We start from the raw sequence: 25,615 nt of genomic DNA, 5'->3' as shown, positions 1-25,615 counted from the left end.
AACTATGAATAATCCCAACTTAATAAATAAAACAATTGCGTTCGTAAAAGAAAAACTAAACGATGCCGAAGGTGGACACGATTGGTTTCATATCGAGCGCGTTTATAAAAATGCCCTTTTAATTGCAAAAGACACTGATTGCGATTTGGTTGTTGTTCAGCTTGGCGCTTTACTTCATGATATTGCCGACAGTAAATTTCATAATGGAGATGAAACCATCGGGCCAAAAACGGCCAGATTGTTTTTGGAATCTGAGAATGTTTCTGAAGATACCATTCAACACGTGGTAAACATCATCGAAAACATCTCTTATAAGGGCGGAAATTTCGAAAAGAACTTCTCGTCTGTAGAATTGGATATCGTTCAGGATGCGGATCGTTTAGATGCGATAGGGGCAATTGGAGTAGCAAGAGCGTTCAATTATGGCGGATTTAAAAATCGTGCCTTACATGACCCTGAAATTGCGCCTGTAACAAACATGAGCAAGGAAGAATACAAAAAGAACAATGCACCAACGATAAATCACTTCTACGAAAAACTTTTACTCTTAAAAGATAAAATGAATACGGAAACAGGAAAACAAATCGCTGCAGAAAGACATAAATTCATGGAAACGTTCCTGGCGCAGTTTTATGCAGAGTGGGAAGGAGTGAAGTAGATATTATTTCCACAGAGATTCGCCAAGGAAACACAGAGCTTCATAAAGAAATTTAACTCTTCGTGAAGCTCTGTGTTTTTTTATTCTGTGTATCTCTGTGAAATTACTTTCCTTCATAATTTTATTCCCCAAAGACTCGCCAAGAAACCACAAAGCTTCACAAAGAAATTTAAATCTCTGTGAAGCTTTGTGTTTTACTCTGTGTATCTCTGTGAAATGTTTTTTTTAAATCCTAGGTTGGTGTATACGCGAAACCCAATCTAGTTGAGTTATTGTTGTCATTATAAAAAGGAGATAAATTAAAAATCCTTTTTCAATAAATATATATATACATTTATTGAAAAAATTTAGAGAACTTATCTTTGTCTCCATTTTTTTTAATATATAATTATTTAAGTAAAACCAGAATATTAGAGTAATACTAAAAGCGCATATTTTTCGGAAATCGAATGGGTTTATTTGATGTGAGAAGAAATTTAATTGATGTGTTATATAGATAACTATAAAAATTGCTGCTATAATAAAAGTAACAAAACGATTTAAAAGATTCTTTTTGGAAAGAAATAAGAATAAAAATAGATTTAAGAATATGAAAAATGCATAATAAATAAAGTTCGCCATATTCTTAAGTTAATTTTTTACTGCTTTGTGTTTTTACTCTGTGTATCTCTGTGAATTGTTTCCAAAACCTTAGCATCTTAGAACCTCAGTACCTTAGAACCTTTCCTCTACGAACACCCACAATTCCCATCACCGCAGTCTTTTTTCTTTTTAGATTTCCAAAAGAACTTCTTAATCAAAAAAGCGACAGCGATTAATAATATTCCAAAGGCAATAATTTCTTGTATCATAGCCGTTTATTTTAAAAGTTGATAAGCCAGAAGCGCAACAAAATAAGCTAATCCGCTCATTAAAAAGAGTTGCATGGCTGGCCATTTCCACGAATTGGTTTCTTTTTTGGTAATCGCCAATGTACTGGCACATTGCATCGCAAAAGCATAAAATAGCAATAGTGAAATTCCAGAAGCAAAATTAAAGATTTTCTCGCCCGTTTGCGGATTTACTTCTTTCTGCATTTTACTTTTAATTGTGGCTTCATTATCACTATCTCCAACGCTATAAATCGTAGCTAAAGTTCCAACAAACACTTCACGTGCAGCAAACGAACTGATAATCGCAATTCCGATTTTCCAGTCATAGCCTAAAGGCGAAATGGCAGGTTCAATGGCTTTACCCATAATCCCGATATAAGAGTTCTCTAATTTTTGAGAAGCGACCTCATTTTCAAACTGAACTTCATTTAAAGTTGTATTGGCAAATCTTTCTTTTACGATAGTTTCGGCTTCATTAAAATCTCTTCCGGGTCCAAAAGAAGCTAAAAACCATAAAATAACAGATATCGCTAATATAATTTTACCCGCACCAACAACAAACGCTTTGGTTTTCTCTACCACGTTAATCCCAACATTCTTTAAAAGCGGCATTTTATAGCTCGGCATTTCGACTACAAAATAGGTTTTAGAATTGAATTTTAGAATTTTATTTAAGATATAAGCAGATAAAATGGCGGTTCCAAATCCTAGTAAATAAAGGAACATCAACGATAATCCCTGTAAATTTAAGATTCCTAAAACACGTTGATCGGGAATGACTAGCGAAATAATAATCGTATAAACCGGTAATCTTGCTGAACAAGTTGTGAATGGTGTTACCAAAATGGTAATTAATCGTTCTTTCCAGTTTTCGATATTTCTAGTAGCCATAATTGCCGGTATAGCACAGGCGGTTCCTGAAATTAAAGGCACAACACTTTTTCCGGAAAGCCCAAACTTTCGCATGATTTTATCCATCAAAAACACAACACGACTCATGTATCCGCTTTCTTCCAAAATGGAAATAAACAGAAACAAAAAGGCAATTTGTGGAATGAAAATCAGAATCCCACCAATTCCCGGAATAATTCCCTGCGAAAGCAAATCAGTTAAAATGCCGCTTGGTAATTCTGAGGCTGTCCAACTGCTTAAAGAAGCAAAAGTGCTGTCAATGAAATCCATAGGAATTGTTGACCAGCTAAATATCGATTGGAAAATCAAAAATAAAATAGCAAGGAAAATCACATAACCCCAAACTTTGTGCGTTAACACACGGTCAAGTTTGGCTCTAATGTCTTTTGCCATCGATTCATCAACCTGTAAACCTTCTTTTAGAACATCGTTGATAAATTGATATCTTTTGATGGTTTCTTTTTGCTGTAAACGCTTTAATTCTGAATGCGATTTGGTAAAAGTGCTTCGGATTTCATTACGCTCTAAATTCAAAAAATTCACATCTTGCGTAATAACCAGCCATAATTTGTATAATAATTGGTTCGGAAAAGCATGTTGAAGTTTTTCAAAATAGACAGCATCAATAACTGATGCATTTAAACAAGGTTCATGTGGAATCGTTTTGTATGAAACTATTAGTTCTTTTAGCTCTTCAATTCCATGACCTTTACGAGAACTTACTAAAGCAATTTTGGTTTTTAGTTTTTCTTCTAAGTAGGGAATATCAAGTGTAATTCCTTTGCTTTCCATACGATCAGACATATTGATGACTAAAATCGTCGGAATTTCAAGGTCTTTTATTTGAGTGTAAATCAGTAAGTTTCGTTTCAGATTTTCAACATCGGTTACCACTACTGCAACATCCGGATATAATTTGTCGTTTTTGTTAAGCAAAAGTTCAATCACAACACTTTCATCCATTGAACTGGCATTCAGACTATATGTTCCCGGTAAATCAAGAATATTAGCTTTGATGTTATGAGGAAGTTTACAGAAACCCATTTTTTTCTCAACCGTAATTCCTGGATAATTTCCAACTTGCTGATTTAAACCGGTAAGTTGATTAAAAACAGAGGTTTTTCCAGTATTCGGATTCCCGATAAGGGCAACATTTATATTTTGAATGCTCATTACAAATTGGTTTTGATAAGTTCAACTTCAATTTCACGAGCGGTTTCTATACGAATGGCAACATGTGAGCCATTAATATCCAAATATAAGGGATCTCCAAAAGGAGCAATTTGAAGTAATTCGACCAAGCTGCCCGGCAAACAACCCATTTCTAATAACTTTAGAGGAATAAGATCGATATCAAAATCTTTGATAATGGCTTTTTCGCCTTTTTTCAGAGTGTGAATTGTATTTTGCAAGCTTATTTAGATTGAATTTAGATTGCAAAAATAGGCAATAATTCTTTATTTCAAGGCAATTAACAGTTTTGATTGTGCCAAAATTTACTTAAATAAGCCAATTTTACTCTTGCGATAAGAAATCGATGTCTTCCAGAAGTCGTTTGATTTCTTCTTTGTTTGTTCCGTCATAAAATCCACGAACACGACGTTTTTGATCCACCAAAACAAAGTTCTCCGTATGAACCATATCGTACAATTGATCGGGGCGACCTAATTTTACTGCTAAGTATGATTTTCTGGCCATAGTGTAGATTTCTTTTTTATCTCCCGTAACTAAATTCCATTTGCTGTCTACAACTCCGTATTTAACAGCATAAGCTTTTAAAACAGAAACACTATCTACTTCAGGAAAGACAGTATGAGAAAGGAGCATTACTTTAGGATTGTTCAGAACTGCTTTTTGAACTTCTGATAAATTGGTCGACATCTTTGGACAAATAGATCCGCAGGTTGTGAAGAAAAAGTCAGCTACATAAATCTTTCCTTCGTAGTTTTTTTGAGTAATGGTATCTCCATTCTGATTTACAAAAGAGAAGTCAGCAATGGTATGGTATTTACTTTTGTATTGAATCGTACTATCAACCAATTCAGGATTTACGTCAGCCGGATTGTAAATGGGTAATGTTTTTTGTGGCTTTAAAGCCGAATAAAATAGGGATATAGTAACTACCGAAAATACAATTAAAACAATAAAGAATTTGCGGTATTTGTATAGTAAAGATTTCATAAACAGAATTTGGCGCAAAAATACGAAAAGCAGTTTTCAAAAAACTAATTCTGTATTGCTTTTAACACCGTTTTAATCGCCACGACCCGAGTGATAGCAAACGGGCGAAGCAATTCACGAATTATTATTATTATTTAATTCGTGAATTCTTGGCGATTAATTTAAACTTTAGTCTTTCTAATTGATTTATTAACAAGATACAATCCAGTTAAAGTTACGGCTGCGCCAATTGCAATGGCCTGAGTAAGTGTTTCCCCAAAAATAAATGATCCTAAAACCATTGCTACAATCGGGTTTATATAGACATAAATACTACTGATTTCCGTTGGAAGATGTTGTAACGTATAGATAAAAGCGATAAAAGTTAAGACTGAACCAATGATGATTAAGTAAACAATCGCCCACCAGGAATTTAGTGAAATTTCACTCAAAGGAATATTAGTTCCAGCGGCTTCTGTGATTCCAAATAAAAACACACTCGAAATTAACATCTGCAAACCTAAACTGAAATAGGGATTAAAACTAGCCGCTTTTTTCTTGGTTTCTAATATTCCGAAAGCCCAGGTAATAGTTGAAATGATGGTTAAAAGGATTCCGAATTGAAAATCAGGTCGTAGAAAATCAGATAAGTAATCCATGAAGATGATACAGATCCCACCAAAACTAATAAGCATTCCGAATAAAGCCACTTTGGCGATTTTTATACCATTAAAAAAATTGATAATAATAATCCAAATTGGAAAAAGAGCACTAATAATGGCACCTAATCCGCTACTGATATATTTTACTCCCCAAGTACTCAAACCGTTGCTTAAAGCAAAATTCAAAATAGATAAAATAATAATCGTTTTCCATTGTTTCCCTCTTGGCCAGGGCTCTTTTTTGATTAGAAAATAACCAACATAAAGAAGGCCGCCCAAAAACTGACGAATAGTGGCTACCTGTAGCCCGGGCATATTTCTAACCGCTTCTTTAGATGCTAACCAGGTTGTTCCCCAAAAGAAACTCACCCAGCATAAAGCTAAAATTGGAAATCCGATAGCTTCAATTTTTCCTGAAAAGGCATTCTGAATTTTTGCTCTCACTTTAATAAATTGTTTTGACAAATATTCCAAAAACAATTTGAATTAATGGCTTATAATCAAACATATATTCATGAAATGTTTTGCTGCTTATGATCGATTTTTTGCATTAAAAATCGCATTTGAAATTATGCAGGAATTTTAACATAAAGTTCGGAATAATAACAATATGTTTGTATATATACTAAAACTATAAAGAAAAATGATTAAACAGCTTACTAAACCTATGTTTTGTGTCGTTTCTGCAATGTTTACATTCAGCGCAGTTGAGGCTCAGGACGCAAAACCAAAAGAACCGGGTATCAATGTTTCTTACATGAATACGAAGGTTAGTCCAAGTCAGGATTTTTTTCAATATGTAAATGGAACCTGGTTAGATAAAACCGAAATTCCAAGTGATCGTACAACTTGGGGAAGCTTTAATGAATTGATCAAAAAGACAGATAAAGATGCAATGGCAATTTTGAAGGAAGCTTCGAAAAATCCAAAGTATAAATCGGATACTGATCAGGGTAAAGCAGTAAATTTATTTAATACTGTTTTAGATACAGTAGGAAGAAACAAAAGAGGAATAGAACCTTTGAAACCTTACCTGAAAAAAATTGACGCTATTAAAAATGTAGCTGATCTTCAAAAGTATTTGGTAGAAATGGAACCTCAGGGAGGAAATGATTTCTTCGGAATTTATATTGGAGCTGATGAAAAAAACAGTTCAAAAAATTCGGTAAGTCTTGGCGTAAGCCGATTGGGTTTATCTGATAAAGATTATTACACTTCTGAAGATAAAGATTCAAAGGAAAAACGTGCGAAATATGAGCTTCATGTGGCGAGAATGATGCAGTTTATTGGAGAATCTCCTGAAAAAGCAAAACAGAGCGCAGCAGAAATACTGGCTTTGGAAACTGCTTTGTCAAGCCCAAGATTAAATCGTGTTGAGAGTAGAGACAGTCGTCTTCAATATAATCCAATGACTGTTGCTGAACTTCAAAAGTTAACTCCGGCGATTAAATGGGATGCTTATTTTACAGGACTTGGTTTGGCTAAACTGGACACAGTTGTAGTTATTGAACCACGATATATGAAAGCTTTGCAAACAGTTTTTACTGAAAACAAAGTACCACAATGGAAAGAATATTTAAAATGGACTTTATTGAATCGTTCAACTTCATATTTAACAACTGAAATTGAAACGGCAAATTTTGACTTTTACAGTAAAACGTTAAGAGGAGCAATTAAACAATTACCTCGTGAAGAAACGGCTTTGCAAGTGGTGAACAGAAGTATTGGAGAAGCACTTGGTAAGCTTTATGTAGAGAAAGTTTTTCCTGCTGAAGCAAAAACCAAAGCGATTGATATGATCCACAATGTTATTACGGCTTACCAAAACCGTATTAATAATTTGGCTTGGATGTCTCACGCTACAAAAGTAAAAGCAATTGAGAAATTGAACAAAATCACCATAAAAGTGGGGTATCCGGACAAATGGAAAGATTATTCTGCTTTAGAAATTAAAAGTGTAGCCGAAGGTGGAAGTTATTTTGAGAATGCACACAATTTATCAAAATGGAATTTCAAGAAAGATTTAGAAAAATTAAATAAACCAGTGGATAAAACAGAGTGGGGAATGTCACCACAAACTGTTAATGCTTATTACAACCCATCTTATAATGAAATTGTTTTCCCTGCCGCGATTTTACAACCACCTTTTTACAATTACCAGGCTGATGAAGCAGTAAATTATGGTGGAATTGGAGCTGTAATTGGTCATGAAATTTCACATGGTTTTGATGATTCAGGAGCGCGTTATAATGCAGATGGAAATCTTGTAGACTGGTGGACTGCCGACGATTTAAAACAATTTACAACTTTAGGTAATGAACTTGCAGATCAATATAGTGCTTTAGAGCCATTGCCGGGAATTCACGTAGATGGTAAATTTACTTTGGGAGAAAACATTGGAGATTTAGGCGGAATTAATGCTGCTTACGACGGATTGCAATTGTACTTAAAAGCACATGGAAATCCAGGTTTAATTGACGGATTTACTCCTGAGCAACGTTTCTTTATTTCCTGGGCTACCGTTTGGAGAACAAAAAGCAGAGATGAGGCAATTAAAAGTCAGGTAAAAACAGATCCACACTCTCCGGGAATGTACAGAGCTTATGTGCCGATTCAGAATGTAGATGCTTTCTATCAGGCATTCGGAATTAAAGCAGGAGATAAAATGTACATAGAACCAGCGAAAAGAGTAAAAATCTGGTAATCTTAGAATCATAAAAAAACGGCGCTTATTTAGCGCCGTTTTTGTTTTCTCTATTTAATTGCAATAAAAATATCAACTTCTGCAGTTTCAGGATTTTGTGCTTTATCTCCGTAAATTTCAAAATCTGAGGTAAAACTTCTGTCTAAATCTGAATTCCAAATTTTCATCCATTCATTAAAAACAATATTCTCCTGAAGATTTCCCTTTGCGGTGAATTTTTCATAAGTTGCTTTTTCAATAGTTTTTCCTGTCATTTCTTCAGGAATAAAATTTAAAGAGCTTACAAGACATCCTAAAATTGTTGTATAAGGCTTAGTATGATCTTTTTCGTATTCGGTATAAACACAATAAAGAGCATTGTCGATTTTATTCGGAATTTTTTCAGCAATTCCTTCTTCCATAAATTTGTTCCAAAGAGCAGGAATATCTGTGCCCGATTGACCATTTTCATTGGTTGTTCGTACTGAAATTCCAATAATACTAAATTTTTGAATATCCATTTTAGTTAAATTATTTTGTTTGATTTCAAATGTACGATGACCTTGCGACAACAGTTTGTCAGCAGGAAATTGTTTATTTCAGATTGCTATAAATGTAAGCCTCTATCGCCTTTAATTCTTCATCAGACATTGCCTGTGTTATCGGGAAATTAGTTTTCATAACTGAAAATTGACTTGGATCAACAATTGGATCTGCATTTCCTTTAAGGAACGTAACAATATCACCTTTTTTGTCTTTGTAAATTTTTCCGATTTCCTGAATACTTGGGCCAATAACTTTTTGATCAACCTGATGACAGGAAACACAATTTCCTTTTCCTTCAAAAATTGATTTTCCTAAAGCTTCGGGTGTTTTTACTTCCGCCGATTCTCCTTCTGAATAAGATTCAGTGGTAGTTTCTGTTGGTTTTCCAAAAGGCTCCTGCTCTTTTTTGCAAGATGCTAAAGCTAAAACGGCAGTTAAGAATAATATTTTTTTCATGCTTTTTATTTCTTTAATAATATTGCTGCCTCTTTAGCGAAATAGGTTGAAATCAAACTTGCTCCAGCTCTTTTAATGCACATTAACTGCTCCATCATAATTTTATCATTATCCAGCCAGCCCCTTTCAGCAGCAGCTTTAATCATGGCATATTCTCCTGAAACGTGAAAAACCGTTACCGGAACATTCACTGCATTTTTTACTTCTCGTACAATGTCAAGATAAGCAATTCCTGGTTTTACCATTACCATATCGGCACCTTCTTCCACGTCCATAAGGGTTTCTCTGATCGCTTCGATACGATTGGCATAATCCATTTGGTATGTTTTTTTGTCTTTCGGAACAACTACATCAGCTTCTCTCGGTGCACTGTCCAAAGCATCACGAAACGGACCATAAAATGCAGAAGCATATTTAGCAGAATAACTCATGATACCTACATTATGAAAACCTGCAGCATCCAATCCCTGGCGCAAACGCAAAATACGTCCGTCCATCATGTCGCTTGGTGCTACAAAATCGGCTCCGGCTTGTGCATGCGAAACGGCCATTTTTACTAATGCATCATTTGTGGCATCATTGGCAACATCTCCATTTTCGATAATTCCGTCATGACCATAAATAGAGTAAGGATCAAGAGCCACGTCTGGCATTACCACCATTTCAGGACAAGCTGCTTTTATAGCTTTAATAGCGTTTTGCATTAATCCGTTTGGATTCCAGGCTTCTTTTCCAGTATTGTCTTTTAATGATTCGTCTACTTTTACATAAATGTTAACGGCGCGAATTCCTAAAGCAAAAATTTCTTTTACTTCTTGAACTGTTAAGTCGATCGAACGACGGAAAATTCCCGGCATGGATGGAATTTCAACTTTATAATTTTCGCCTTCTGCAATGAACATTGGAAACATAAAATCACTTGGACTTAATGTCGTTTCGCGAACTAAACTACGGATAGATTCATTTACTCGTAGTCTTCTGCCTCTTTGTAATGGGAACATAACTATTTTAGATTTTTGATTGCTGATTTTAGATTTTTGATTGTGGGTATTCAGATATTAGAAATCACAGATCTTAATCCTTAATTGACAATCCAATTTATTAGAATTTTAATGTTTTATTTTATGTAATTGAAGCGGTATAAATCGCTTTTATTGTTTTGTCAAGTTTTTGGTTAAATTCAGCATCAGACTGACCTGCAGAAAGACCTTCGGAAAGTGCTCGTGAAAAACTGGCAATCAATCCATGGTTTTGCGTCAGTTTAGCATTGGCTTCTTCTTCTGAATATCCTCCGGATAATGCTACAACGCGCACAACATGCGGATCAGACATTAATTCTTTATAAAAATCGTTCACCGTTGGAATAGATAATTTCAACATCACTTTAACCTCTTTATCCAACAAGTTTAGTTGTTTCTGTATTTCTTCTTTCAGAATTGCTTCCGATTTTTCTTTATCAGCACTGTAAATATCAACTTCCGGTTCAATTATCGGAACAAGTCCTTTTTGAAAGATTTGTAAACCAACTTCAAATTGCTGTTCAACAACTTCACGAATTCCTTCAGCATTTGCTTCTTTGATAACAGAGCGCATTTTAGTTCCAAAAACATTTTTTTCTACAGCTCTATCTAGTAATTCATCTAAATTGGAAATAGGTTTCATCAACTGTACACCATTGGCAAGATCAGCAAGTCCTTTGTCTACTTTTAAAAACGGAACTATGTTTTTCTTTTCCCATAAATAATCGGCAGTCCATTGTCCGTCGATTTTGCGATCCATAGTGTTTTCAAACAAAATAGCTCCCAGAATATAGTCGCTTTTAAATGCAGGACTTTTAATAATACGGGTTCTCATTTCATGTACAAGAGTGTACATTTCTTCATCATTCGTGAAACTGCTTTCTTGTACTCCATATTGAGCCAAGGCTTTTGGTGTGCTTCCGCCACTTTGATCTAAGGCGGCAATAAATCCTTTTCCGGAATGCATTTGATCTAATTGTGCAATGTTCATTTCTCTTTCCATAATATTTAGATTTTAGATTGAAGATTTTAGAGTAAATTACAATTTAAATTTTTGATTACAAAGAAGTTAAATGAATATTGGGTTCAATTTATGAAATCCATTCACGAGGGTTTTCCAACACATTTACCAATTTTTCTTCTTCACTTCCCGCTTCTGCATGATGATCGTAAACCCATTGTACATGTGGAGGCAGACTCATTAAAATACTTTCGATTCTTCCGTTGGTTCTTAAACCGAACAAAGTGCCTTTGTCATGAACCAAATTGAATTCGACATAACGACCACGACGGATTTCCTGCCAATTTCTGTTTTCAGGAGTAAAGGCTAAATTTTTTCTTTTCTCCACAATAGGAACATAGGCTTCTAAGAAACTATTCCCAACTTCGGATACAAAATTGAACCAGTCTTCCATAGACATTTGCTCATTTGCTTTGCAATAATCAAAGAACAAACCGCCAATTCCGCGGGCTTCGTTTCGGTGCGCATTCCAGAAATAAGCGTCACATTGTTTTTTATATTTTGGATAAAACTCCGGATTGTGTTTGTTACAAGCCGTTCTACACGTTTGATGAAAGTGAATTGCGTCTTCTTCAAACAGATAGTAAGGTGTTAAATCCTGTCCACCGCCAAACCATTGTTCGATTACTTTTCCGTGTTCGTCGTACATTTCAAAATAGCGCCAATTCGCGTGAACCGTTGGTGTCATTGGATTTTTTGGATGTAAAACCAAACTTAATCCGCAGGCAAAGAAATCGGCTTCGCCTACGCCAAACATTTTCTGCATTGCTTCAGGCAATTTTCCATGAACGGCTGAAATGTTTACACCACCTTTTTCAAAAACATTTCCGTTTTCAATAACGCGTGTTCTTCCGCCTCCGCCTTCCGGACGTTTCCAAAGATCTTCACGGAATTTTGCCGTTCCGTCAACAGCTTCTAATCCAGCACAGATCTGGTCTTGTAGATTTTGTAAGTATGCGTAAAATTTATCTTTCATGAGTATTATATTCTGATTTAAGCAATCCGAAATAAACAGTGTTTTGCAATTCGCCATCACCATTTCTAAATTCGTCCCGTAAAAGCCCTTCTTGTTTGAAATTGTGTTTTAATGCAACGCGCTGACTTGCAAAGTTAATTTCTGATGTACAAATAAAAACCTTGTTCAGCTTCAATTCATTGAAAGAAAAATCAAGTGCATCTGAAACCATTTTTGATGTGATTCCCTTTCCCTGAAAATCTTCATCGGTAAAATAACCTAATTCACATTTTGAAATGCGGTAATCTATAGTTTTTACGCATAAATAGCCAATTAGATCATTGGTTTTAATATCTCTAGCGAAAAAATAAAAGCCTTCGTTGTTTTTTTCTTTTTCAAGATTGACAGCCATAAAACCTTCTGCTTTTTTTAAAGAATCAGAATTGGCCAGCGTTACTGGAAAAGTTTTTTGAATGTGATTTTTATTTTTATTGACTAGCGTGAAAAATTCTTCAGCAGTAACATTTTCAATGCGATCTATTTTCCAATCTGTAAAACTCATGTTTATTTGTTTTTAGCCGAGGCGATTTTGGCATTTATTCCGAAGGAGAAGACTTTGCTTTCTCGCTGGATGTATTGGTAAATAGCAAGTGCTTTACCTAAGAAATCAAATTGTTTTTCTTGAGATAAGTGAATCAAAATATCAGCAAATTTCTCTTGTTGATTCCAATCTAAATGGCATTTCTGAAGTAGAATAATTAATTCTTCTTCCGGTATTTCAATTGTTCGTTCTAAACTTAAACCAAAACTCTTCAGTTGCTCATCTACCAGGCTAATATCTTCAGCGTTCCAAAACCTTGGCACAAAAATAAGTGCGTGTAAAGTTCGGAGCGTATTCTCTATTCTGATACTTTCTTCGTCTCTAAGGCCTTTGTTGAGCATTATTTTTTGAGTTTTCAGTCGCAGTGACAGTTTTCAGCTTTGAAGTTAAATGAAAACTGTCACTGCACACTGTAATACTATTGCCCGTATTCCTTCACAGCGTCAATAAACGCTTTAGCGTGATCTACAGGGATATTTGGTAAAATTCCGTGACCTAAATTTACAACATATTTATCTTTTCCGAATTCGTCGATCATTTCGTGAACCATTTTTTTGATGGTTGGAATTGGAGAAAGTAATCTTGAAGGATCAAAATTTCCTTGTAAAGTAATGTTTCCACCAGACAAGTAACGCGCATTTCTAGCCGAACAAGTCCAGTCTACACCAAGGGCAGATGCTCTACTTTTACCCATTTCACCAAGAGCAAACCAACATCCTTTTCCGAAAACAATAACCGGAGCGTGGTCAGCCAAAGCTTCAACGATCTGGTTGATATATTTCCATGAAAATTCCTGATAATCAACAGGAGAAAGCATTCCTCCCCAAGAATCAAAAATCTGAACGGCATCAACTCCTGCTTTTACTTTTTCTTTTAAGTATAAAATAGTCGTATCTGTAATTTTTTGTAATAATGTATGTGCTGCAGCAGGGTTTGAAAAACAGAAACCTTTTGCAGTATCAAAACTTTTAGAGCCTTTTCCTTCAACGGCATAACAAAAGATTGTCCAAGGTGAACCTGCGAAACCAATTAACGGCACTTCGTCATTCAGCATTTCCTTAGTCAATTTAATGGCATCCATTACATAACCTAAACTTTCCTGAATATCCGGAACGTAAACGCGGTGAACATCAGCCAATGAACGAATAGGATTTGGTAAAAACGGACCGAAATTTTCTTTCATTAAAACTTCAATTCCCATTGCTTGAGGTACAACCAAAATATCCGAGAATAAAATCGCTGCATCTGGTGCAATTCTGCGAATTGGCTGAACCGTAATTTCTGCAGCTAATTCCGGAGTCTGACAACGGGTAAAGAAATCATATTTATCACGCAAAGCGATGAATTCTGGTAAATATCTTCCGGCTTGACGCATCATCCATACTGGCGGACGTTGAACAGTTTCTCCTTTTAATGCTTTTAAAAATAGGTCGTTTTTTAACATGTTTTTTATTTTAGGTGCAAAGTCACAAAGGGACAAAGTTGCAAAGGTTTATTTATATTCTTCAATTACGTCTTCAATCACATCTTCAACCGTTGGCTGGTCTGCGATGATGATGTTTTTGGTAATTTTATGTAAAGCGTCTGCAGTGGTTTCTCCAATGCAAAAACACGTTTCTTTTTTGATGGTATTGTCTTTCAAATAACTTTCAACACCAGACGGACTGAAAAATAAGATCGCGTCAACGGCTGTTTTTATTTTTTGAGGCGTTAATGATGTATCGTAAACCTGAATTTCATTGAACTTAACTTCGGCATCTTTCAATGCTTTTGGCAACGTTTCTCTTCGAAGATTTCCACTAAAAAAAGTAAAGGTTTCAGAACGATAGATCAAAGTGATAATTTCAGATAAATCTGAAGCGTAACCAGTGTAAGCTACCACATTAAAGCCACTTTCAGATAAAAGAATCTTAGTTTTTAAACCAACGCAAAAAACGTTTTTACTTTTTAATTCTTCCGCTTTTGGATGTGATAAAATACTATGAACCGCATTTTGACTAGTGAAAATCAAATTTTCGTTGAGGTCTTTTAGCTCGAAAGATTTATTTTGAGTCTGAATGAAATCGGTATCAATAACCTCTAAACCAGCATTTGTTAACGCTTGTTTTTGTTCGCCCGATAGCTTTTTTGTAGATAATATCTGAATTGATTTTGCCATTATTTTTTTAAAGATTCTTTAATAGATTGCATCAATTCGGTTCCGCCATTGTTTAGAATTTCCTGTGCAGCGAAGAATCCTAGTTTTTTCCATTCTGAAATATCGACCGTTTTGTCGATTTCCAGTTTTTGTTTTCCATCGACAGAAAGCAAAACGCCCTGAAAATGTAAAGTGTCTTCGTCTTCATTATAAGTGACCAAAGCACCAATTGGTGCCGTACAGCCACCTTCCAGGGTTCTCAAAAACTGACGTTCTATATAAGTACAGATTTCCGTTTCAATATGATTTAACTGCGAAAGTGCGTCCAAAGTATAATTGTCATTTTCCATTGCCACAACAAGCATCGCTCCTTGTGCCGGCGCAGGAATCATCCAATCTAAATTGATATAATTTTCTGGTTTTATGTTGATGCGCTCCAAACCTGCAGCGGCAAAAACAGCTCCATCCCAGCTATTGTCTTGTAGTTTTTGCATACGGGTGTTTACGTTTCCGCGTAAATCAACCACCGTATGGTTGGGATATTTATTGAACCATAATGCCTGACGACGCAAACTTCCGGTTGCTATTGTACTTGGCTGATCAAAATTTGGATTTCCTTTGTGCACTAAAATGTCTAAAACATTTGCTCTCTCTAAAACCGCAGCCTGAACAATACCTTGCGGTAATGCCGTTGGAACATCTTTCATAGAATGAACTGCAATATCGCAATCGCCATTTATCATGGCAACATCCAGCGTTTTAGTAAAAATTCCGGTAATGCCAAGTTCGTAAAGCGGTTTGTCTAAAATAATATCGCCGGTAGATTTTACTGCAACAATTTCGGTTTTATAACCCAAATCATTTAGTTTTTTCTCGACAGTATGTGCTTGCCAAAGTGCCAATTCGCTATCGCGAGTCCCTATTCTGATTGTTTTTTCAGCCATGTTTTAATTTTTTCCCACCATATAAGTCATATAAGTAAATTTAAGCATTGCGTAAATAACTATATTAAATGAACTTATATGACTTATATGGTGGAAAATTATGTTTTAAGATGCTTTTATTTTGAAGACTTTTTCGATCCATTCGATGCTTTCATCGACCATGGTGTCGTCGTCTTTTAAGTGGTTTGCGAAATGTGTGGTGATTTTTTGAATGATTCTGTTGCTGATGATTTCAGCCTGAGCTTCATTGAAATCAGTGATTTTTTTGCTTTGAAAATTTAATTCTGAATCTTTAATGGCGTTCAGTTTTTCTTTTAAAGCATTGATAGTTGGGGCAAATTTTCTGCCTTTCATCCAAACCACAAATTCTTCTTTGATTTCTTCAATAATAGCTTCAGCAGCCGGAATGTGTAATTTTCTGTTTTCCAATGTTTCATCTGTCAATTGCGACAAATAATCCATGTGAATCAGGGTTACGCCTTCTAATTCCTCTACGTTTTCATGAACGTTTTTCGGAATAGACAAATCTAAAATCAATAAAGGTTTTTTAAGATTTAAGATGGCTTTGTCAACTGTTGGGTTTTGTGCGCCTGTAGCGACAACTACAACATCAGCTTTTTGAAGTTCTAAATGAAGTTCCGAATAATCTTTAACAATCAAATTTAATTTTCCGGCCAATTTCTCAGCTTTGTCTTTCGTTCGGTTGATTAAAGTAATATGTTCGTTTTTAGTATGTTTTACAAGATTCTCGCAAGTATTTCTTCCGATTTTTCCTGTTCCGAAAAGTAAAATGTTTTTATTTCCGATGTCTTCTACATTTTTCATAATGTATTGTACCGATGCAAAAGAAACCGAAGTCGCTCCGGAACTAATTTCTGTTTCGTTCTTGATTTTTTTGCTAGCCTGAATCACAGCGTTTACCAGTCTTTCCATAAAAGTATTGGCTAAACCCATTGATTTAGAATGGGTGAAACTGGTTTTGATTTGAGATATAATTTCAAAATCGCCCAGAATTTGACTGTCTAAACCAGTTCCTACGCGAAACAAATGATTTATAGCTTCCTGATTTTTATAAACGAATCCCACTTTTTGGAAAGCATCTACAGATCCGTTACTATTATCGCAAATAAGTTTTATTAATTGAAATGGGTGTTCAGCAAAACCGTAGATTTCGGTTCTGTTGCAAGTCGAAGTGACAATTAAACTTTCTATTCCTTCTGTTTTAGCTTGTTCCAGTAAACGAGTCTTCGCAACTGCATCCAAACTAAATTGACCTCTTACCTCAGCATCAGCTTTTTTATAACTCAGACCAACTGAATAAAAATATAGGTGTTTCGGTACATTATTGTTTTCCATAAATTCACTTTCATAAAAGTGCAACAAAATTATTATTATAGTGGTTATAAAAGTAACGCTCAAAGTACTATTTGTATCGCTACATGTTTTTTTGTTTCTAATCCTCTGTTTTTGTGCAAAAAAGATTATTTTTGTAGCAAAATCAAGTCGTTTGAAATGATTTGTTTAGAGTGATTCTAAATAAGATGTTCCAATTGCTATGATTTTCGTTTCAAAAAAATATCGCTATGAGTTCTCAGGAAATTATAAAAATTGAAGACGATTTTACGCTTATCCGTTTTCAAAACGACAGTTTAGAACCGTTTTTTGGGCAGCACGAAGTTGGTAGTGGTCTGATACAGTTTCACTTCGGGATAAAAGGCAATGCCAAATTCCTGTTCAATCAAGGCTCTTATGCTCTTGATTTGAAGGAAGAAAAATCGTTGCTTTTGTACAATCCACAGAAAGAATTACCCCTGAATTTAGAACTCGCTCCAAATTCGTGGGTCATTTCAGTTATTGTATCCATCAAGAAATTTCACGCGTTGTTTTCTGCGGAAGCAGATTATATTACTTTTTTAAGTCCTGATAATAAGGACAAAAAGTATTATAACGAAGGAAATATCAGTCCTTCTATGGCTATTGTGTTGAGTCAGTTGTTTCATTATAACCTTCATCCGTCGATAAAAAACCTTTATTATAAAGGAAAAGGATACGAATTGTTGAGTTTGTATTTCAACAGAACCGAAGATCCCAATGCAGAACAATGTCCATTTTTGATTGATGAAGATAACGTTCTAAAAATTCGAAAAGCCAAAGAAATCATCATTGCCAATATGGCCGAACCGCCAGGATTACAAGAATTGGCAGATGAAATTGGTTTGAATTTGAAGAAACTCAAAATGGGCTTCAAACAAATTTACGGCGATACGGTCTATGGTTTCCTATTTGACTATAAAATGGATTTCGCCAGAAAATTACTTGACAGCGGTTCTTATAATGTTAACGAAGTGGGATTGAAGATCGGCTATAGCACCGGAAGTCACTTTATAGCGGCATTCAAGAAAAAGTTTGCTACAACTCCAAAGAAATATTTGATGTCGATTAATACGAATGTTTAGATTTTCAACACGAATTTCACGAATTAGCACGAACTAAAAGATCTGCCAGATTTGCGAAATCTGCGAGAGAATTTTTCTTAATATCAATTACAGCATCAATTTTACATATCAAATCATAATCAAAAAGTAATAATTATCATATTTCTAAAAAGTAGCAAGATCTACTTTTGCCGAAAATTAAAACAAAAACAAAGCTTAAAGCCTAATGCTTAAAGCCTAAAGCAAAAAAATAATGAAAGGCGTATTATTAGTAAACTTAGGATCTCCAGAAAGTCCAACTACAAAAGATGTAAAACCGTACTTAGACGAATTTTTAATGGATAAATACGTGATCGATGTTCCGTATTTGTTGAGAGCTTTTTTAGTTCGTGGTATTATCCTAAGAAAAAGACCAGAAGAATCAGCACATGCGTACGCTAAAATCTGGTGGGAAGAAGGTTCTCCGTTAGTGGTGCTGTCTGAAAGAATGCAGAAAAAAGTACAGCCTTTAGTAAACGTTCCTGTTTCTTTGGCAATGCGCTACGGAAGTATGACTATCGAAAAAGGACTGCAGGAATTGCACGATAAAGGAGTTACTGAAGTAATGCTTTTTCCGTTATATCCACAGTATGCAATGGCCTCGACTTTGACGATCTTAGTTAAAGCGGAAGAAATTCGCAAGAAGAAATTCCCACACATGACTTTTACTGATGTTCCTGCGTTTTACAACAAACCAGATTACATCAAGAATTTAGCTGATTCTATTCAGAAACATTTAATTGGTTTTGATTACGATCATTTATTATTCTCTTATCACGGAATTCCGGAGCGTCATATTCGTAAAACAGATGTTACCAAATCACATTGTAAAATTGATGGTTCTTGTTGTAACACGCCTTCGCCGGCACACAATTTCTGTTACCGTCACCAATGTTATGAAACAACGAGACAAGTGATAAAATTATTAGGAATTCCTGCAGATAAATACAGTCTTACTTTTCAATCGCGTTTAGCCGGTGACAAATGGTTAGAGCCTTATACGGATGTTGAAATTGATAACATGCCAGCAAAAGGAATCAAAAAATTAGCAGTTGTAACGCCAGCTTTCGTTTCAGATTGTTTAGAAACTTTAGAAGAAATTGCCATGCGCGCCAAAGAAGATTTTGAAGCAAAAGGAGGCGAAGAATTCTTAGCAATTCCGTGTTTGAATGATGATGATGAATGGTGTCAGACTGTGAGTAACTGGATTAACGAGTGGGCTAAATAGAAAATAGAGTAAAGAGCAAAGAAGAAAGATTGTTGCGTGAAAATCAACTTTAAAAAAACTTGAAATCTGAAACAAAAAGCATGGAATATTATAATTATCTAAAATCACTGCATCTTATATTTGTAATAACCTGGTTCGCAGGATTGTTTTATATTGTACGTTTATTCGTTTACCAAATTGAAGCGAACGAAAAACCATCTCCTGAAAAGGAAATTTTACAGGCGCAATACAAAATAATGGCCTACCGTTTGTGGTACATTATCACTTGGCCATCAGCAATTTTGGCCAGTATTTTTGCTTTTTGGATGTTATTTTTTACCGATTTAGGAAACGCCTGGCTCAAAATGCCGTGGATGCACGTAAAATTGTGTTTCGTTTTCTTGCTGTATTTGTATCATTTAAAATGCCATCAAATTTTCAAACAATTGCAAAACGATGAGGTAAAATATTCCAATAACTTCATGCGTTTATGGAATGAAGGCGCTACAATCATACTATTTGCTGTAGTATTTCTGGTAGTTTTAAAAAGCGCTGTCAACTGGATTTTTGGCGTTATCGGAATTGTTTTATTCTCGGTTTTAATTATGCTGGGATTCCGTTTTTATAAAAGAATTCGCGAAAGAAAATAGTTTTTTTAGTTTCAAGTTTCAGGTTTCAAGTTGCCACCCGTAACGAACCTGAAACTTGAAACCTGAAACAAAAGAAACAAAAACAAATGCTAAACAACTTCAAAATGTCAATGCTTTCTCTTCGTGTAAGGATATTCCTGTCGATGATTGTATTGATTGTTGTGGCATCTTTTTTATTGGCTTCAATTTCGATTATTCAGTTTAAGAATGAAGCCAAAGAATACCATCAGGAACGATTAGAACGTAAAGAAAATGCGGTAAAAGAGCACATAAATTACGTGCTTTCTACTACAACATATCCGCTTAAAACTTCTAATTTAGATTTGATTTTTAAGGATAAAATCCACGAATTGGCTCAGATTCACAAAATCGAAATCAATATTTACAGCCTTGATGGAAAACTGCTAAAATCATCAAAAGAATCTTTTGCGGTTGATAAAGTAGCGCCTCCGGTTCCGGATTATATTTTGAAATTGGTAAAATCTTCCATCGAAAAGCGTTTTGTAGACATTAAAACCATCGATGGAGTTAAAAACAGATCGTCTTATAGTTTGATTAAAGATGAAAAATTCAAACCATTAGGAATTCTGAATCTTCCCTATTTAGAAGATGACGGTTATTACGACAATGAGTTGAATACTTTCCTGATCCGCTTAAGTCAGGTATATTCTTTTATGCTGATTGTGGCTTTTGCATTAGCTTATTTCCTTTCAACATACATTACAAAATCGCTTAAAACAATTTCAGATAAATTAGAAGAAACCAATCTGGATCAGAAAAACGAAAAGATTGTATTAGAAGCCAATAGTAAAGAAGTGAACTTCCTGATCAAAGCTTATAACGGAATGGTGGATAAATTGGAAACCAGCGCCATAAAACTGGCCCAAGGCGAGCGTGAAGAAGCCTGGCGCGAAATGGCAAAACAAGTCGCTCACGAAATCAAAAATCCGCTTACGCCGATGAGGTTGACGGTACAGAGTTATCAACGAAAGTTTGATCCTACAGATCCAGATGCCAAGCAGAAATTAAACGATTATTCTGAAACTTTAATCCAACAAATTGATACGATGACCGCCGTGGCTTCGGCTTTTTCGAATTTTGCTTCGATGCCGGCACAGCAAAACGAAACGTTGAATGTTGTTGAGGTTGTAGAATTGGCATTGGATATTTTTAACGAAGATTATATCGTTTTTGAAAGTGAAGAAGAGGAAATCATCTCTAAAATGGACCGTACACAACTAATCCGTGTAATTACGAATCTGGTTAAGAATGCAACACAGGCGATTCCGGAAAGTCAGTTTCATAAATCTATTTTGGTCACCGTTAAACGTATCAACAATACAGTGGAAATTGCCGTTAAAGACAATGGAATCGGAATTCAGAAACAAGATACTAGTCGAATTTTCGAACCGAAATTTACGACCAAAACTAGCGGAATGGGTCTTGGACTCGGAATTATAAAAAACATCATCGAAAATTACAAAGGAACAATTACCTTTGAATCAACTTACGGAAAAGGAACCACATTCATCGTTTCTTTGCCTATCACAAACTCATAAAACCACGACCATGAACTACGAAAATCTTTTAATTTCTATTGAAGAAAAAATTGCTACCGTAACCATAAATAGACCTACAAAACTGAATGCTTTAAACAAAGCTACTATAAGTGACCTGAATAAAGCCATCAAATTATTGGGCAAAAATGATGAGGTTCGCGTTATTATTTTAACCGGAAGTGGTGAAAAAGCTTTTGTGGCTGGAGCCGATATTTCCGAATTTGCCAATTATACAGTGATTGAAGGCGCACAATTAGCTGCCGAAGGACAAGAATCCCTTTTTGATTATATCGAAAATTTAAAGAAACCGGTAATTGCAGCTGTAAATGGTTTTGCACTTGGAGGTGGATTAGAATTAGCAATGGCATGTCATTTCAGAGTAGCTTCAGACAATGCAAAAATGGGATTGCCAGAAGTAACTCTAGGATTGATTCCAGGTTATGGAGGAACGCAGCGTTTACCACAGTTAGTAGGGAAAGGCCGTGCGATGGAAATGATTATGACTGCTGCGATGGTTTCTGCCGAAGAAGCAAAACAATATGGTTTAGTAAATCATGTAGTTTCTCAGGCTGAACTTCTTGAATTTACAAACGGAATCGCTCAAAAAATCATTAAAAACGCACCGTTTGCTATCGGAAAAGCGATAAAAGCCATCAATGCAAACTTTAAAGATGGAAAAGACGGTTTTGAAACCGAAATAAAATCATTCGGAAAATGTTTTGGAACTCAGGATTTTAAAGAAGGAACTGCAGCATTTTTAGAAAAAAGAAAAGCTGAATTTACAGGGAAATAGAATTATACCACAGAGTTGCACAAAGTTTTACACAGAGACACACAAAGAATTTAATCTTAGAATCTCAGCAACTTAGAACCTTAGAAACTTAAAAAAAATGTACGAACCAATATTTGCTCTTTTTTGCGAACGCGTTAAAGAAAGTATTCAAGCCGGCACTTTTGCCAAACTTACACTGGCCAAAACGATTGGCGATACCGAGATTAAAAACATTTATTTCCGATTGGTTTTAAATGAAGATAATACCTATTCCATTTCATTGACTTCGCGTTACAAAACCGAAGAAATCGAAAGCATTCATACTTTAGATGAAGCTTTAATGGTTTTAGGAACTTATATCAAAAATCCGTTTTTGACGGCACTTTTGTTCACGACTGATAACGACGTAACATTCAAAGTAAATAAGAAAAACGCCGGAAGTATTATCGAACAAGAACCGACATTTAAAAATGCTTCGCCGGTAATGTTAGAAATGATTGAAAAAGGGATTGTTTAGGTTTTACTAATATTGAAGCTATAGCATTCAGTTTGTCAGGCTGAGCGAAGTCGAAGCCCGGTTCGCTGAATCACTTTGCGAGACTTCGACTTCGCCCAGTCTGACAAACGAAAAAAATCAGTCCTTCGCGTTCCTCTGTGAAAAACCTTCGCGAATCTCTGCGGAATAACTACCCTAAATAAGCTTCACAAACAAATTAGAGGCAATTTTATTCGAAATAGATAATTCCCTTCCATCAACTTTAATTTTAACGGATAAATCGAAAGATTCTTTAGAAAGAAATTCGATTTTAGATCCTAAAGCGATTTCCTGTTTGTCCAGATATTTCAAAAACTCCGAAGAAGTATCTTTCACGCCGACACAAACGCCAACTTGATGTACTGATAATTCAGCAAGAAGTTGTTTTTCGATCTTAACGATTCGGCCATTTGCATCCGGAATCGGGTCGCCATGTGGATCTTCCGTCGGATTTCCAAGAAAATCATCTAAACGGTTAATCAATTGTTCCGATTTAATGTGTTCTAGTTGTTCTGCGATATCGTGAACCTCATCCCAGCTAAAATTTAATTTCTCCACTAAAAAAACTTCCCATAAACGATGTTTTCGAACAATCATTTTAGCAGCTAATTTTCCGTTTTCGGTTAAGGAAACACCCTGATATTTTTTATAATTTACTAAATCTTTATCTGCCAGCTTTTTAAGCATATCCGTAACCGATGAAGCTTTGGTTTCCATCATTTCGGCAATAGCGTTGGTGCTCACTTCAGTTTCCAAAGAAGCCGTAAGGTGGTATATCGATTTAAGATAGTTTTCTTCTGAAAAAGTCATTCTTTTAAGGTTCTGAGGTTCTAAGGTTCTGAGGTTCTAAGTTTTTGTTCTGAAGAAAACCTCAGAACCTTAGCATCTCAGCGACTTAGCACCTTATTTAACAATCAACAAAGGTATCGAAATTTTATGTCTCAATTTGTCTACGGTTGTACCAAATAAAATGTCTTTTAATCCAGTGTGGCCATGAGTTCCCATTACTAAAATATCAAAATTTCCTTCGTTTATGATTTTCGGAATGACGCTGTTAGGTTTTCCAAAACCAAGTTCGGTTTTGATGTTGAAGCCTTTCTGCGAAAGCATTTCTTTATATTGCAGCAATAATTTCTCATCGACAGTGGTTTCATGATCATCAACATGACGACCGTACATTAAGGCACCAACGGTTTCTACAATGTGGATTAAAGTGTATTGCGTGTCGATTCCGCCTAATTCAAAAGCTCTGTTTAGTGCAGATTCATCAGCGTTTGAGAAATCTACTGAAATCGCGATGTTCTTGTAGCTATGGCTTTCTTTTGGAGAAAAGTGAAGCTTTAAATTGTGCGGAGAATGATTGACAAATTTGGCCTGTGCTCTTACGATAAAAGGTTTTGCAATGATATAAAGCAGTAAAGCCAGAAATGCTAAAGCAAGAGGAATAACTGTAAACCACAATACTATTGGATTGCTGGAGCTTGCCAGCCAAGAAGTTATTTCATCATAAACCAATTTGGCATTTAAAGAAACAATGATGGAGGCAATAATCCAGGAAACAACCTGAGTGGTTTTTGAAATATGAAAACCATTCATTTTCGATTTGTCACTCACAAAATGAATCAGCGGAATAATCGCAAAACCCAATTGTAAACTCAAAATAACCTGACTCAGAATCAGTAGTTTTCCAGTGACGCTTTCGCCATAAATATAGATTACAATTAAAGCGGGAACAATGGCAATCAAACGCGTAATGATACGTCGAACCCAAGGCTGAATGCGTAAATGAAGATAACCTTCCATTACAATTTGTCCAGCTAAAGTTCCGGTTATTGTCGAGCTTTGTCCCGCGGCAATTAGGGCTACAGCAAAGAGAATTGGTGCCCATTTGGTTCCTAATAAAGGTTCCAGAAATTTATGTGCATCCTGAATTTCGGCCACTTCAAACATTCCGTTTTTATGAAAGGTTGCTGCGGCGAGGATTAAGATCGCAGCATTTACGAAAAAGGCAAGATTTAGCGCTATCGTCGAGTCAATTAAATTGTATTTTAAAGCTTGTTTGATTCCGGCTGGACTTCTGTCGAATTTCCTGGTTTGCACCAGAGAAGAATGCAGGTAAAGGTTGTGTGGCATTACGGTCGCTCCGATAATTCCGATTGCAATATATAAGGCCGCCGAATTTGGTATTGAAGGAACAAGACCGGCAATTATTTTAGAAACTTCCGGTTCGGCAAAAATCATTTCGAAAATAAAAGAAAACCCAATAATAGCAACCAAAGCAATTATAAAGGCTTCCATTTTTCGAATTCCTTTATTGATTAGGAATAATAAAAGAAAAGTATCTAAAACGGTAATTAAAACGCCTTCCATCAGCGGAATGTCAAATAGAAGATTGATTCCGATCGCCATTCCCAAAACTTCGGCCAAATCACAGGCAGCAATGGCAATTTCTGCCAGAAAATATAAAATGTAGTTGATGAATTTAGAATAGGTTTCTCGGGAAGCCTGTGCAAGATCGCGCTGTGTTACGATTCCAAGACGGGCACTTAAACTTTGCAGCAGCAAAGCCATTAAGTTACTCATTAACAAAACCCACACTAAAGTGTAGCCAAACTGACTTCCGCCGGCAATATCTGTTGCCCAGTTTCCTGGATCCATATAACCAACACTTACTAAGTATGCGGGACCTAAAAAGGCTAATATTTTACGAAAACCGGTCTTTTTATGCTCGGTCGCAACCGATTGGTTAACTTCTTCTAAAGATTTGGTCATTTTAATAATGTTGTTTTAAC

General features: G+C 35.5%; 26 protein-coding genes. 8 read left to right on the top strand and 18 right to left on the bottom strand.

Annotated features, from left to right (window positions below; all coding sequences use genetic code 11):
- Positions 1-4 precede the first annotated feature (4 nt).
- A complete protein-coding gene (locus AC3ITQ_RS04790; protein WP_489237033.1) occupies positions 5-658 on the top strand; it encodes an HD domain-containing protein in 654 nt (217 codons plus the stop codon).
- Positions 659-1,386: 728 nt separating this feature from the next.
- Here AC3ITQ_RS04790 and AC3ITQ_RS04785 read toward each other — a convergent pair.
- The 5 genes from AC3ITQ_RS04785 to AC3ITQ_RS04765 all read right to left on the bottom strand — a co-directional run bounded on the left by AC3ITQ_RS04785 (position 1,387) and on the right by AC3ITQ_RS04765 (position 5,708).
- A complete protein-coding gene (locus AC3ITQ_RS04785) occupies positions 1,387-1,509 on the bottom strand; it encodes a FeoB-associated Cys-rich membrane protein (protein ID WP_072969975.1) in 123 nt (40 codons plus the stop codon).
- A gap of 6 nt (positions 1,510-1,515) precedes the next feature.
- Positions 1,516-3,615: a ferrous iron transport protein B gene (feoB, locus tag AC3ITQ_RS04780; RefSeq protein WP_489237032.1), complete on the bottom strand. Its 2,100-nt coding sequence runs from the start codon at positions 3,613-3,615 to the stop codon at positions 1,516-1,518.
- Complete coding sequence (locus AC3ITQ_RS04775) at positions 3,615-3,854, bottom strand: FeoA family protein (protein ID WP_026982352.1); 240 nt, start codon at positions 3,852-3,854, stop codon at positions 3,615-3,617. Before AC3ITQ_RS04775 ends, feoB begins: the two co-directional genes overlap by 1 nt.
- Before the next feature lie 103 nt (positions 3,855-3,957).
- A complete protein-coding gene (locus tag AC3ITQ_RS04770) occupies positions 3,958-4,623 on the bottom strand; it encodes an SCO family protein (RefSeq protein ID WP_375030989.1) in 666 nt (221 codons plus the stop codon).
- A 161-nt stretch (positions 4,624-4,784) separates the two neighbouring features.
- On the bottom strand, positions 4,785-5,708 hold the full coding sequence (locus AC3ITQ_RS04765) for a DMT family transporter (protein WP_489237031.1): 924 nt from the start codon (positions 5,706-5,708) through the stop codon (positions 4,785-4,787).
- 199 nt (positions 5,709-5,907) lie between these two features.
- Between AC3ITQ_RS04765 and AC3ITQ_RS04760 the strand changes: the two genes are divergently transcribed.
- Positions 5,908-7,968: a M13 family metallopeptidase gene (locus tag AC3ITQ_RS04760; RefSeq protein ID WP_489237030.1), complete on the top strand. Its 2,061-nt coding sequence runs from the start codon at positions 5,908-5,910 to the stop codon at positions 7,966-7,968.
- 50 nt (positions 7,969-8,018) lie between these two features.
- Here the strand turns inward: AC3ITQ_RS04760 and AC3ITQ_RS04755 are convergent, their stop codons facing one another.
- From AC3ITQ_RS04755 to hemA, 11 genes are all read right to left on the bottom strand, one after another.
- Positions 8,019-8,468, bottom strand: a complete 450-nt coding sequence (locus tag AC3ITQ_RS04755; protein ID WP_489237029.1) for a GyrI-like domain-containing protein — start codon at positions 8,466-8,468, stop codon at positions 8,019-8,021.
- Between the two features lie 73 nt (positions 8,469-8,541).
- A complete protein-coding gene (locus tag AC3ITQ_RS04750; protein ID WP_489237028.1) occupies positions 8,542-8,949 on the bottom strand; it encodes a c-type cytochrome in 408 nt (135 codons plus the stop codon).
- A gap of 5 nt (positions 8,950-8,954) precedes the next feature.
- Complete coding sequence (gene hemB, locus AC3ITQ_RS04745) at positions 8,955-9,950, bottom strand: porphobilinogen synthase (protein ID WP_489237027.1); 996 nt, start codon at positions 9,948-9,950, stop codon at positions 8,955-8,957.
- A 121-nt stretch (positions 9,951-10,071) separates the two neighbouring features.
- Positions 10,072-10,959 (bottom strand): fructose bisphosphate aldolase, encoded by an 888-nt coding sequence (locus tag AC3ITQ_RS04740; RefSeq protein WP_489238891.1) that lies wholly within the window; start codon positions 10,957-10,959, stop codon positions 10,072-10,074.
- A gap of 100 nt (positions 10,960-11,059) precedes the next feature.
- Entirely contained in the window at positions 11,060-11,965 is a 906-nt protein-coding gene (hemF, locus tag AC3ITQ_RS04735; RefSeq protein WP_489237026.1) for an oxygen-dependent coproporphyrinogen oxidase, read from the bottom strand.
- Positions 11,955-12,506, bottom strand: a complete 552-nt coding sequence (locus AC3ITQ_RS04730; protein WP_489237025.1) for a GNAT family N-acetyltransferase — start codon at positions 12,504-12,506, stop codon at positions 11,955-11,957. Before AC3ITQ_RS04730 ends, hemF begins: the two co-directional genes overlap by 11 nt.
- A 2-nt stretch (positions 12,507-12,508) precedes the next feature.
- Positions 12,509-12,886 carry a hypothetical protein gene (locus AC3ITQ_RS04725; RefSeq protein ID WP_489237024.1) on the bottom strand — a complete coding sequence of 126 codons (378 nt, stop codon included), beginning with the start codon at positions 12,884-12,886 and terminating at the stop codon, positions 12,509-12,511.
- A 77-nt stretch (positions 12,887-12,963) separates the two neighbouring features.
- Entirely contained in the window at positions 12,964-13,989 is a 1,026-nt protein-coding gene (hemE, locus tag AC3ITQ_RS04720; RefSeq protein ID WP_192186598.1) for a uroporphyrinogen decarboxylase, read from the bottom strand.
- 48 nt (positions 13,990-14,037) lie between these two features.
- Positions 14,038-14,703, bottom strand: coding sequence for a uroporphyrinogen-III synthase (locus AC3ITQ_RS04715; RefSeq protein WP_489237023.1), 666 nt, complete (start codon positions 14,701-14,703; stop codon positions 14,038-14,040).
- Complete coding sequence (hemC, locus tag AC3ITQ_RS04710) at positions 14,703-15,626, bottom strand: hydroxymethylbilane synthase (protein WP_489237022.1); 924 nt, start codon at positions 15,624-15,626, stop codon at positions 14,703-14,705. The genes AC3ITQ_RS04715 and hemC overlap by 1 nt, the downstream gene beginning before the upstream one ends.
- Before the next feature lie 105 nt (positions 15,627-15,731).
- On the bottom strand, positions 15,732-16,982 hold the full coding sequence (gene hemA / locus AC3ITQ_RS04705; RefSeq protein ID WP_072969961.1) for a glutamyl-tRNA reductase: 1,251 nt from the start codon (positions 16,980-16,982) through the stop codon (positions 15,732-15,734).
- Positions 16,983-17,209: 227 nt separating this feature from the next.
- Between hemA and AC3ITQ_RS04700 the strand changes: the two genes are divergently transcribed.
- From AC3ITQ_RS04700 to AC3ITQ_RS04675, 6 genes are all read left to right on the top strand, one after another.
- Entirely contained in the window at positions 17,210-18,082 is an 873-nt protein-coding gene (locus AC3ITQ_RS04700) for a helix-turn-helix domain-containing protein (RefSeq protein WP_026982335.1), read from the top strand.
- Positions 18,083-18,314: 232 nt separating this feature from the next.
- The gene (hemH, locus tag AC3ITQ_RS04695; protein WP_489237021.1) at positions 18,315-19,328 is read left to right on the top strand and encodes a ferrochelatase; all 1,014 of its coding nucleotides are present in this window, start codon (positions 18,315-18,317) and stop codon (positions 19,326-19,328) included.
- 80 nt (positions 19,329-19,408) lie between these two features.
- Positions 19,409-19,957 (top strand): CopD family protein, encoded by a 549-nt coding sequence (locus AC3ITQ_RS04690; protein WP_489237020.1) that lies wholly within the window; start codon positions 19,409-19,411, stop codon positions 19,955-19,957.
- Positions 19,958-20,100: 143 nt separating this feature from the next.
- Positions 20,101-21,516 carry an ATP-binding protein gene (locus tag AC3ITQ_RS04685; RefSeq protein WP_489238889.1) on the top strand — a complete coding sequence of 472 codons (1,416 nt, stop codon included), beginning with the start codon at positions 20,101-20,103 and terminating at the stop codon, positions 21,514-21,516.
- Positions 21,517-21,526: 10 nt separating this feature from the next.
- Positions 21,527-22,309, top strand: coding sequence for an enoyl-CoA hydratase/isomerase family protein (locus tag AC3ITQ_RS04680; RefSeq protein WP_489237019.1), 783 nt, complete (start codon positions 21,527-21,529; stop codon positions 22,307-22,309).
- Between the two features lie 97 nt (positions 22,310-22,406).
- Positions 22,407-22,805: a hypothetical protein gene (locus AC3ITQ_RS04675; RefSeq protein ID WP_026982330.1), complete on the top strand. Its 399-nt coding sequence runs from the start codon at positions 22,407-22,409 to the stop codon at positions 22,803-22,805.
- Between the two features lie 174 nt (positions 22,806-22,979).
- Here AC3ITQ_RS04675 and AC3ITQ_RS04670 read toward each other — a convergent pair whose 3' ends face one another.
- Positions 22,980-23,633 (bottom strand): metal-dependent transcriptional regulator, encoded by a 654-nt coding sequence (locus tag AC3ITQ_RS04670; protein ID WP_072969954.1) that lies wholly within the window; start codon positions 23,631-23,633, stop codon positions 22,980-22,982.
- A 93-nt stretch (positions 23,634-23,726) separates the two neighbouring features.
- Complete coding sequence (locus AC3ITQ_RS04665) at positions 23,727-25,595, bottom strand: Nramp family divalent metal transporter (protein ID WP_489237018.1); 1,869 nt, start codon at positions 25,593-25,595, stop codon at positions 23,727-23,729.
- Positions 25,596-25,615 lie beyond the last annotated feature (20 nt).

The sequence above is a fragment of the Flavobacterium sp. KH_001 genome, assembly GCF_057840745.1.
Note: the sequence above shows the minus strand (reverse complement) of the source record. Positions and strands in the feature narration are given on the sequence as shown.

Coding starts and splice junctions, on each gene's coding strand:
- AC3ITQ_RS04790 (WP_489237033.1), top strand. CDS start 5: ATGAATAATCCCAACTTAATAAATAAAACAATTGCGTTCGTAAAAGAA.
- AC3ITQ_RS04785 (WP_072969975.1), bottom strand. CDS start 1,509: ATGATACAAGAAATTATTGCCTTTGGAATATTATTAATCGCTGTCGCT.
- feoB (WP_489237032.1), bottom strand. CDS start 3,615: ATGAGCATTCAAAATATAAATGTTGCCCTTATCGGGAATCCGAATACT.
- AC3ITQ_RS04770 (WP_375030989.1), bottom strand. CDS start 4,623: ATGAAATCTTTACTATACAAATACCGCAAATTCTTTATTGTTTTAATT.
- AC3ITQ_RS04760 (WP_489237030.1), top strand. CDS start 5,908: ATGATTAAACAGCTTACTAAACCTATGTTTTGTGTCGTTTCTGCAATG.
- AC3ITQ_RS04755 (WP_489237029.1), bottom strand. CDS start 8,468: ATGGATATTCAAAAATTTAGTATTATTGGAATTTCAGTACGAACAACC.
- AC3ITQ_RS04750 (WP_489237028.1), bottom strand. CDS start 8,949: ATGAAAAAAATATTATTCTTAACTGCCGTTTTAGCTTTAGCATCTTGC.
- hemB (WP_489237027.1), bottom strand. CDS start 9,950: ATGTTCCCATTACAAAGAGGCAGAAGACTACGAGTAAATGAATCTATC.
- AC3ITQ_RS04740 (WP_489238891.1), bottom strand. CDS start 10,959: ATGAACATTGCACAATTAGATCAAATGCATTCCGGAAAAGGATTTATT.
- hemF (WP_489237026.1), bottom strand. CDS start 11,965: ATGAAAGATAAATTTTACGCATACTTACAAAATCTACAAGACCAGATC.
- AC3ITQ_RS04730 (WP_489237025.1), bottom strand. CDS start 12,506: ATGAGTTTTACAGATTGGAAAATAGATCGCATTGAAAATGTTACTGCT.
- AC3ITQ_RS04725 (WP_489237024.1), bottom strand. CDS start 12,886: ATGCTCAACAAAGGCCTTAGAGACGAAGAAAGTATCAGAATAGAGAAT.
- hemE (WP_192186598.1), bottom strand. CDS start 13,989: ATGTTAAAAAACGACCTATTTTTAAAAGCATTAAAAGGAGAAACTGTT.
- AC3ITQ_RS04715 (WP_489237023.1), bottom strand. CDS start 14,703: ATGGCAAAATCAATTCAGATATTATCTACAAAAAAGCTATCGGGCGAA.
- hemC (WP_489237022.1), bottom strand. CDS start 15,626: ATGGCTGAAAAAACAATCAGAATAGGGACTCGCGATAGCGAATTGGCA.
- hemA (WP_072969961.1), bottom strand. CDS start 16,982: ATGGAAAACAATAATGTACCGAAACACCTATATTTTTATTCAGTTGGT.
- AC3ITQ_RS04700 (WP_026982335.1), top strand. CDS start 17,210: ATGAGTTCTCAGGAAATTATAAAAATTGAAGACGATTTTACGCTTATC.
- hemH (WP_489237021.1), top strand. CDS start 18,315: ATGAAAGGCGTATTATTAGTAAACTTAGGATCTCCAGAAAGTCCAACT.
- AC3ITQ_RS04690 (WP_489237020.1), top strand. CDS start 19,409: ATGGAATATTATAATTATCTAAAATCACTGCATCTTATATTTGTAATA.
- AC3ITQ_RS04685 (WP_489238889.1), top strand. CDS start 20,101: ATGATTGTATTGATTGTTGTGGCATCTTTTTTATTGGCTTCAATTTCG.
- AC3ITQ_RS04680 (WP_489237019.1), top strand. CDS start 21,527: ATGAACTACGAAAATCTTTTAATTTCTATTGAAGAAAAAATTGCTACC.
- AC3ITQ_RS04675 (WP_026982330.1), top strand. CDS start 22,407: ATGTACGAACCAATATTTGCTCTTTTTTGCGAACGCGTTAAAGAAAGT.
- AC3ITQ_RS04670 (WP_072969954.1), bottom strand. CDS start 23,633: ATGACTTTTTCAGAAGAAAACTATCTTAAATCGATATACCACCTTACG.
- AC3ITQ_RS04665 (WP_489237018.1), bottom strand. CDS start 25,595: ATGACCAAATCTTTAGAAGAAGTTAACCAATCGGTTGCGACCGAGCAT.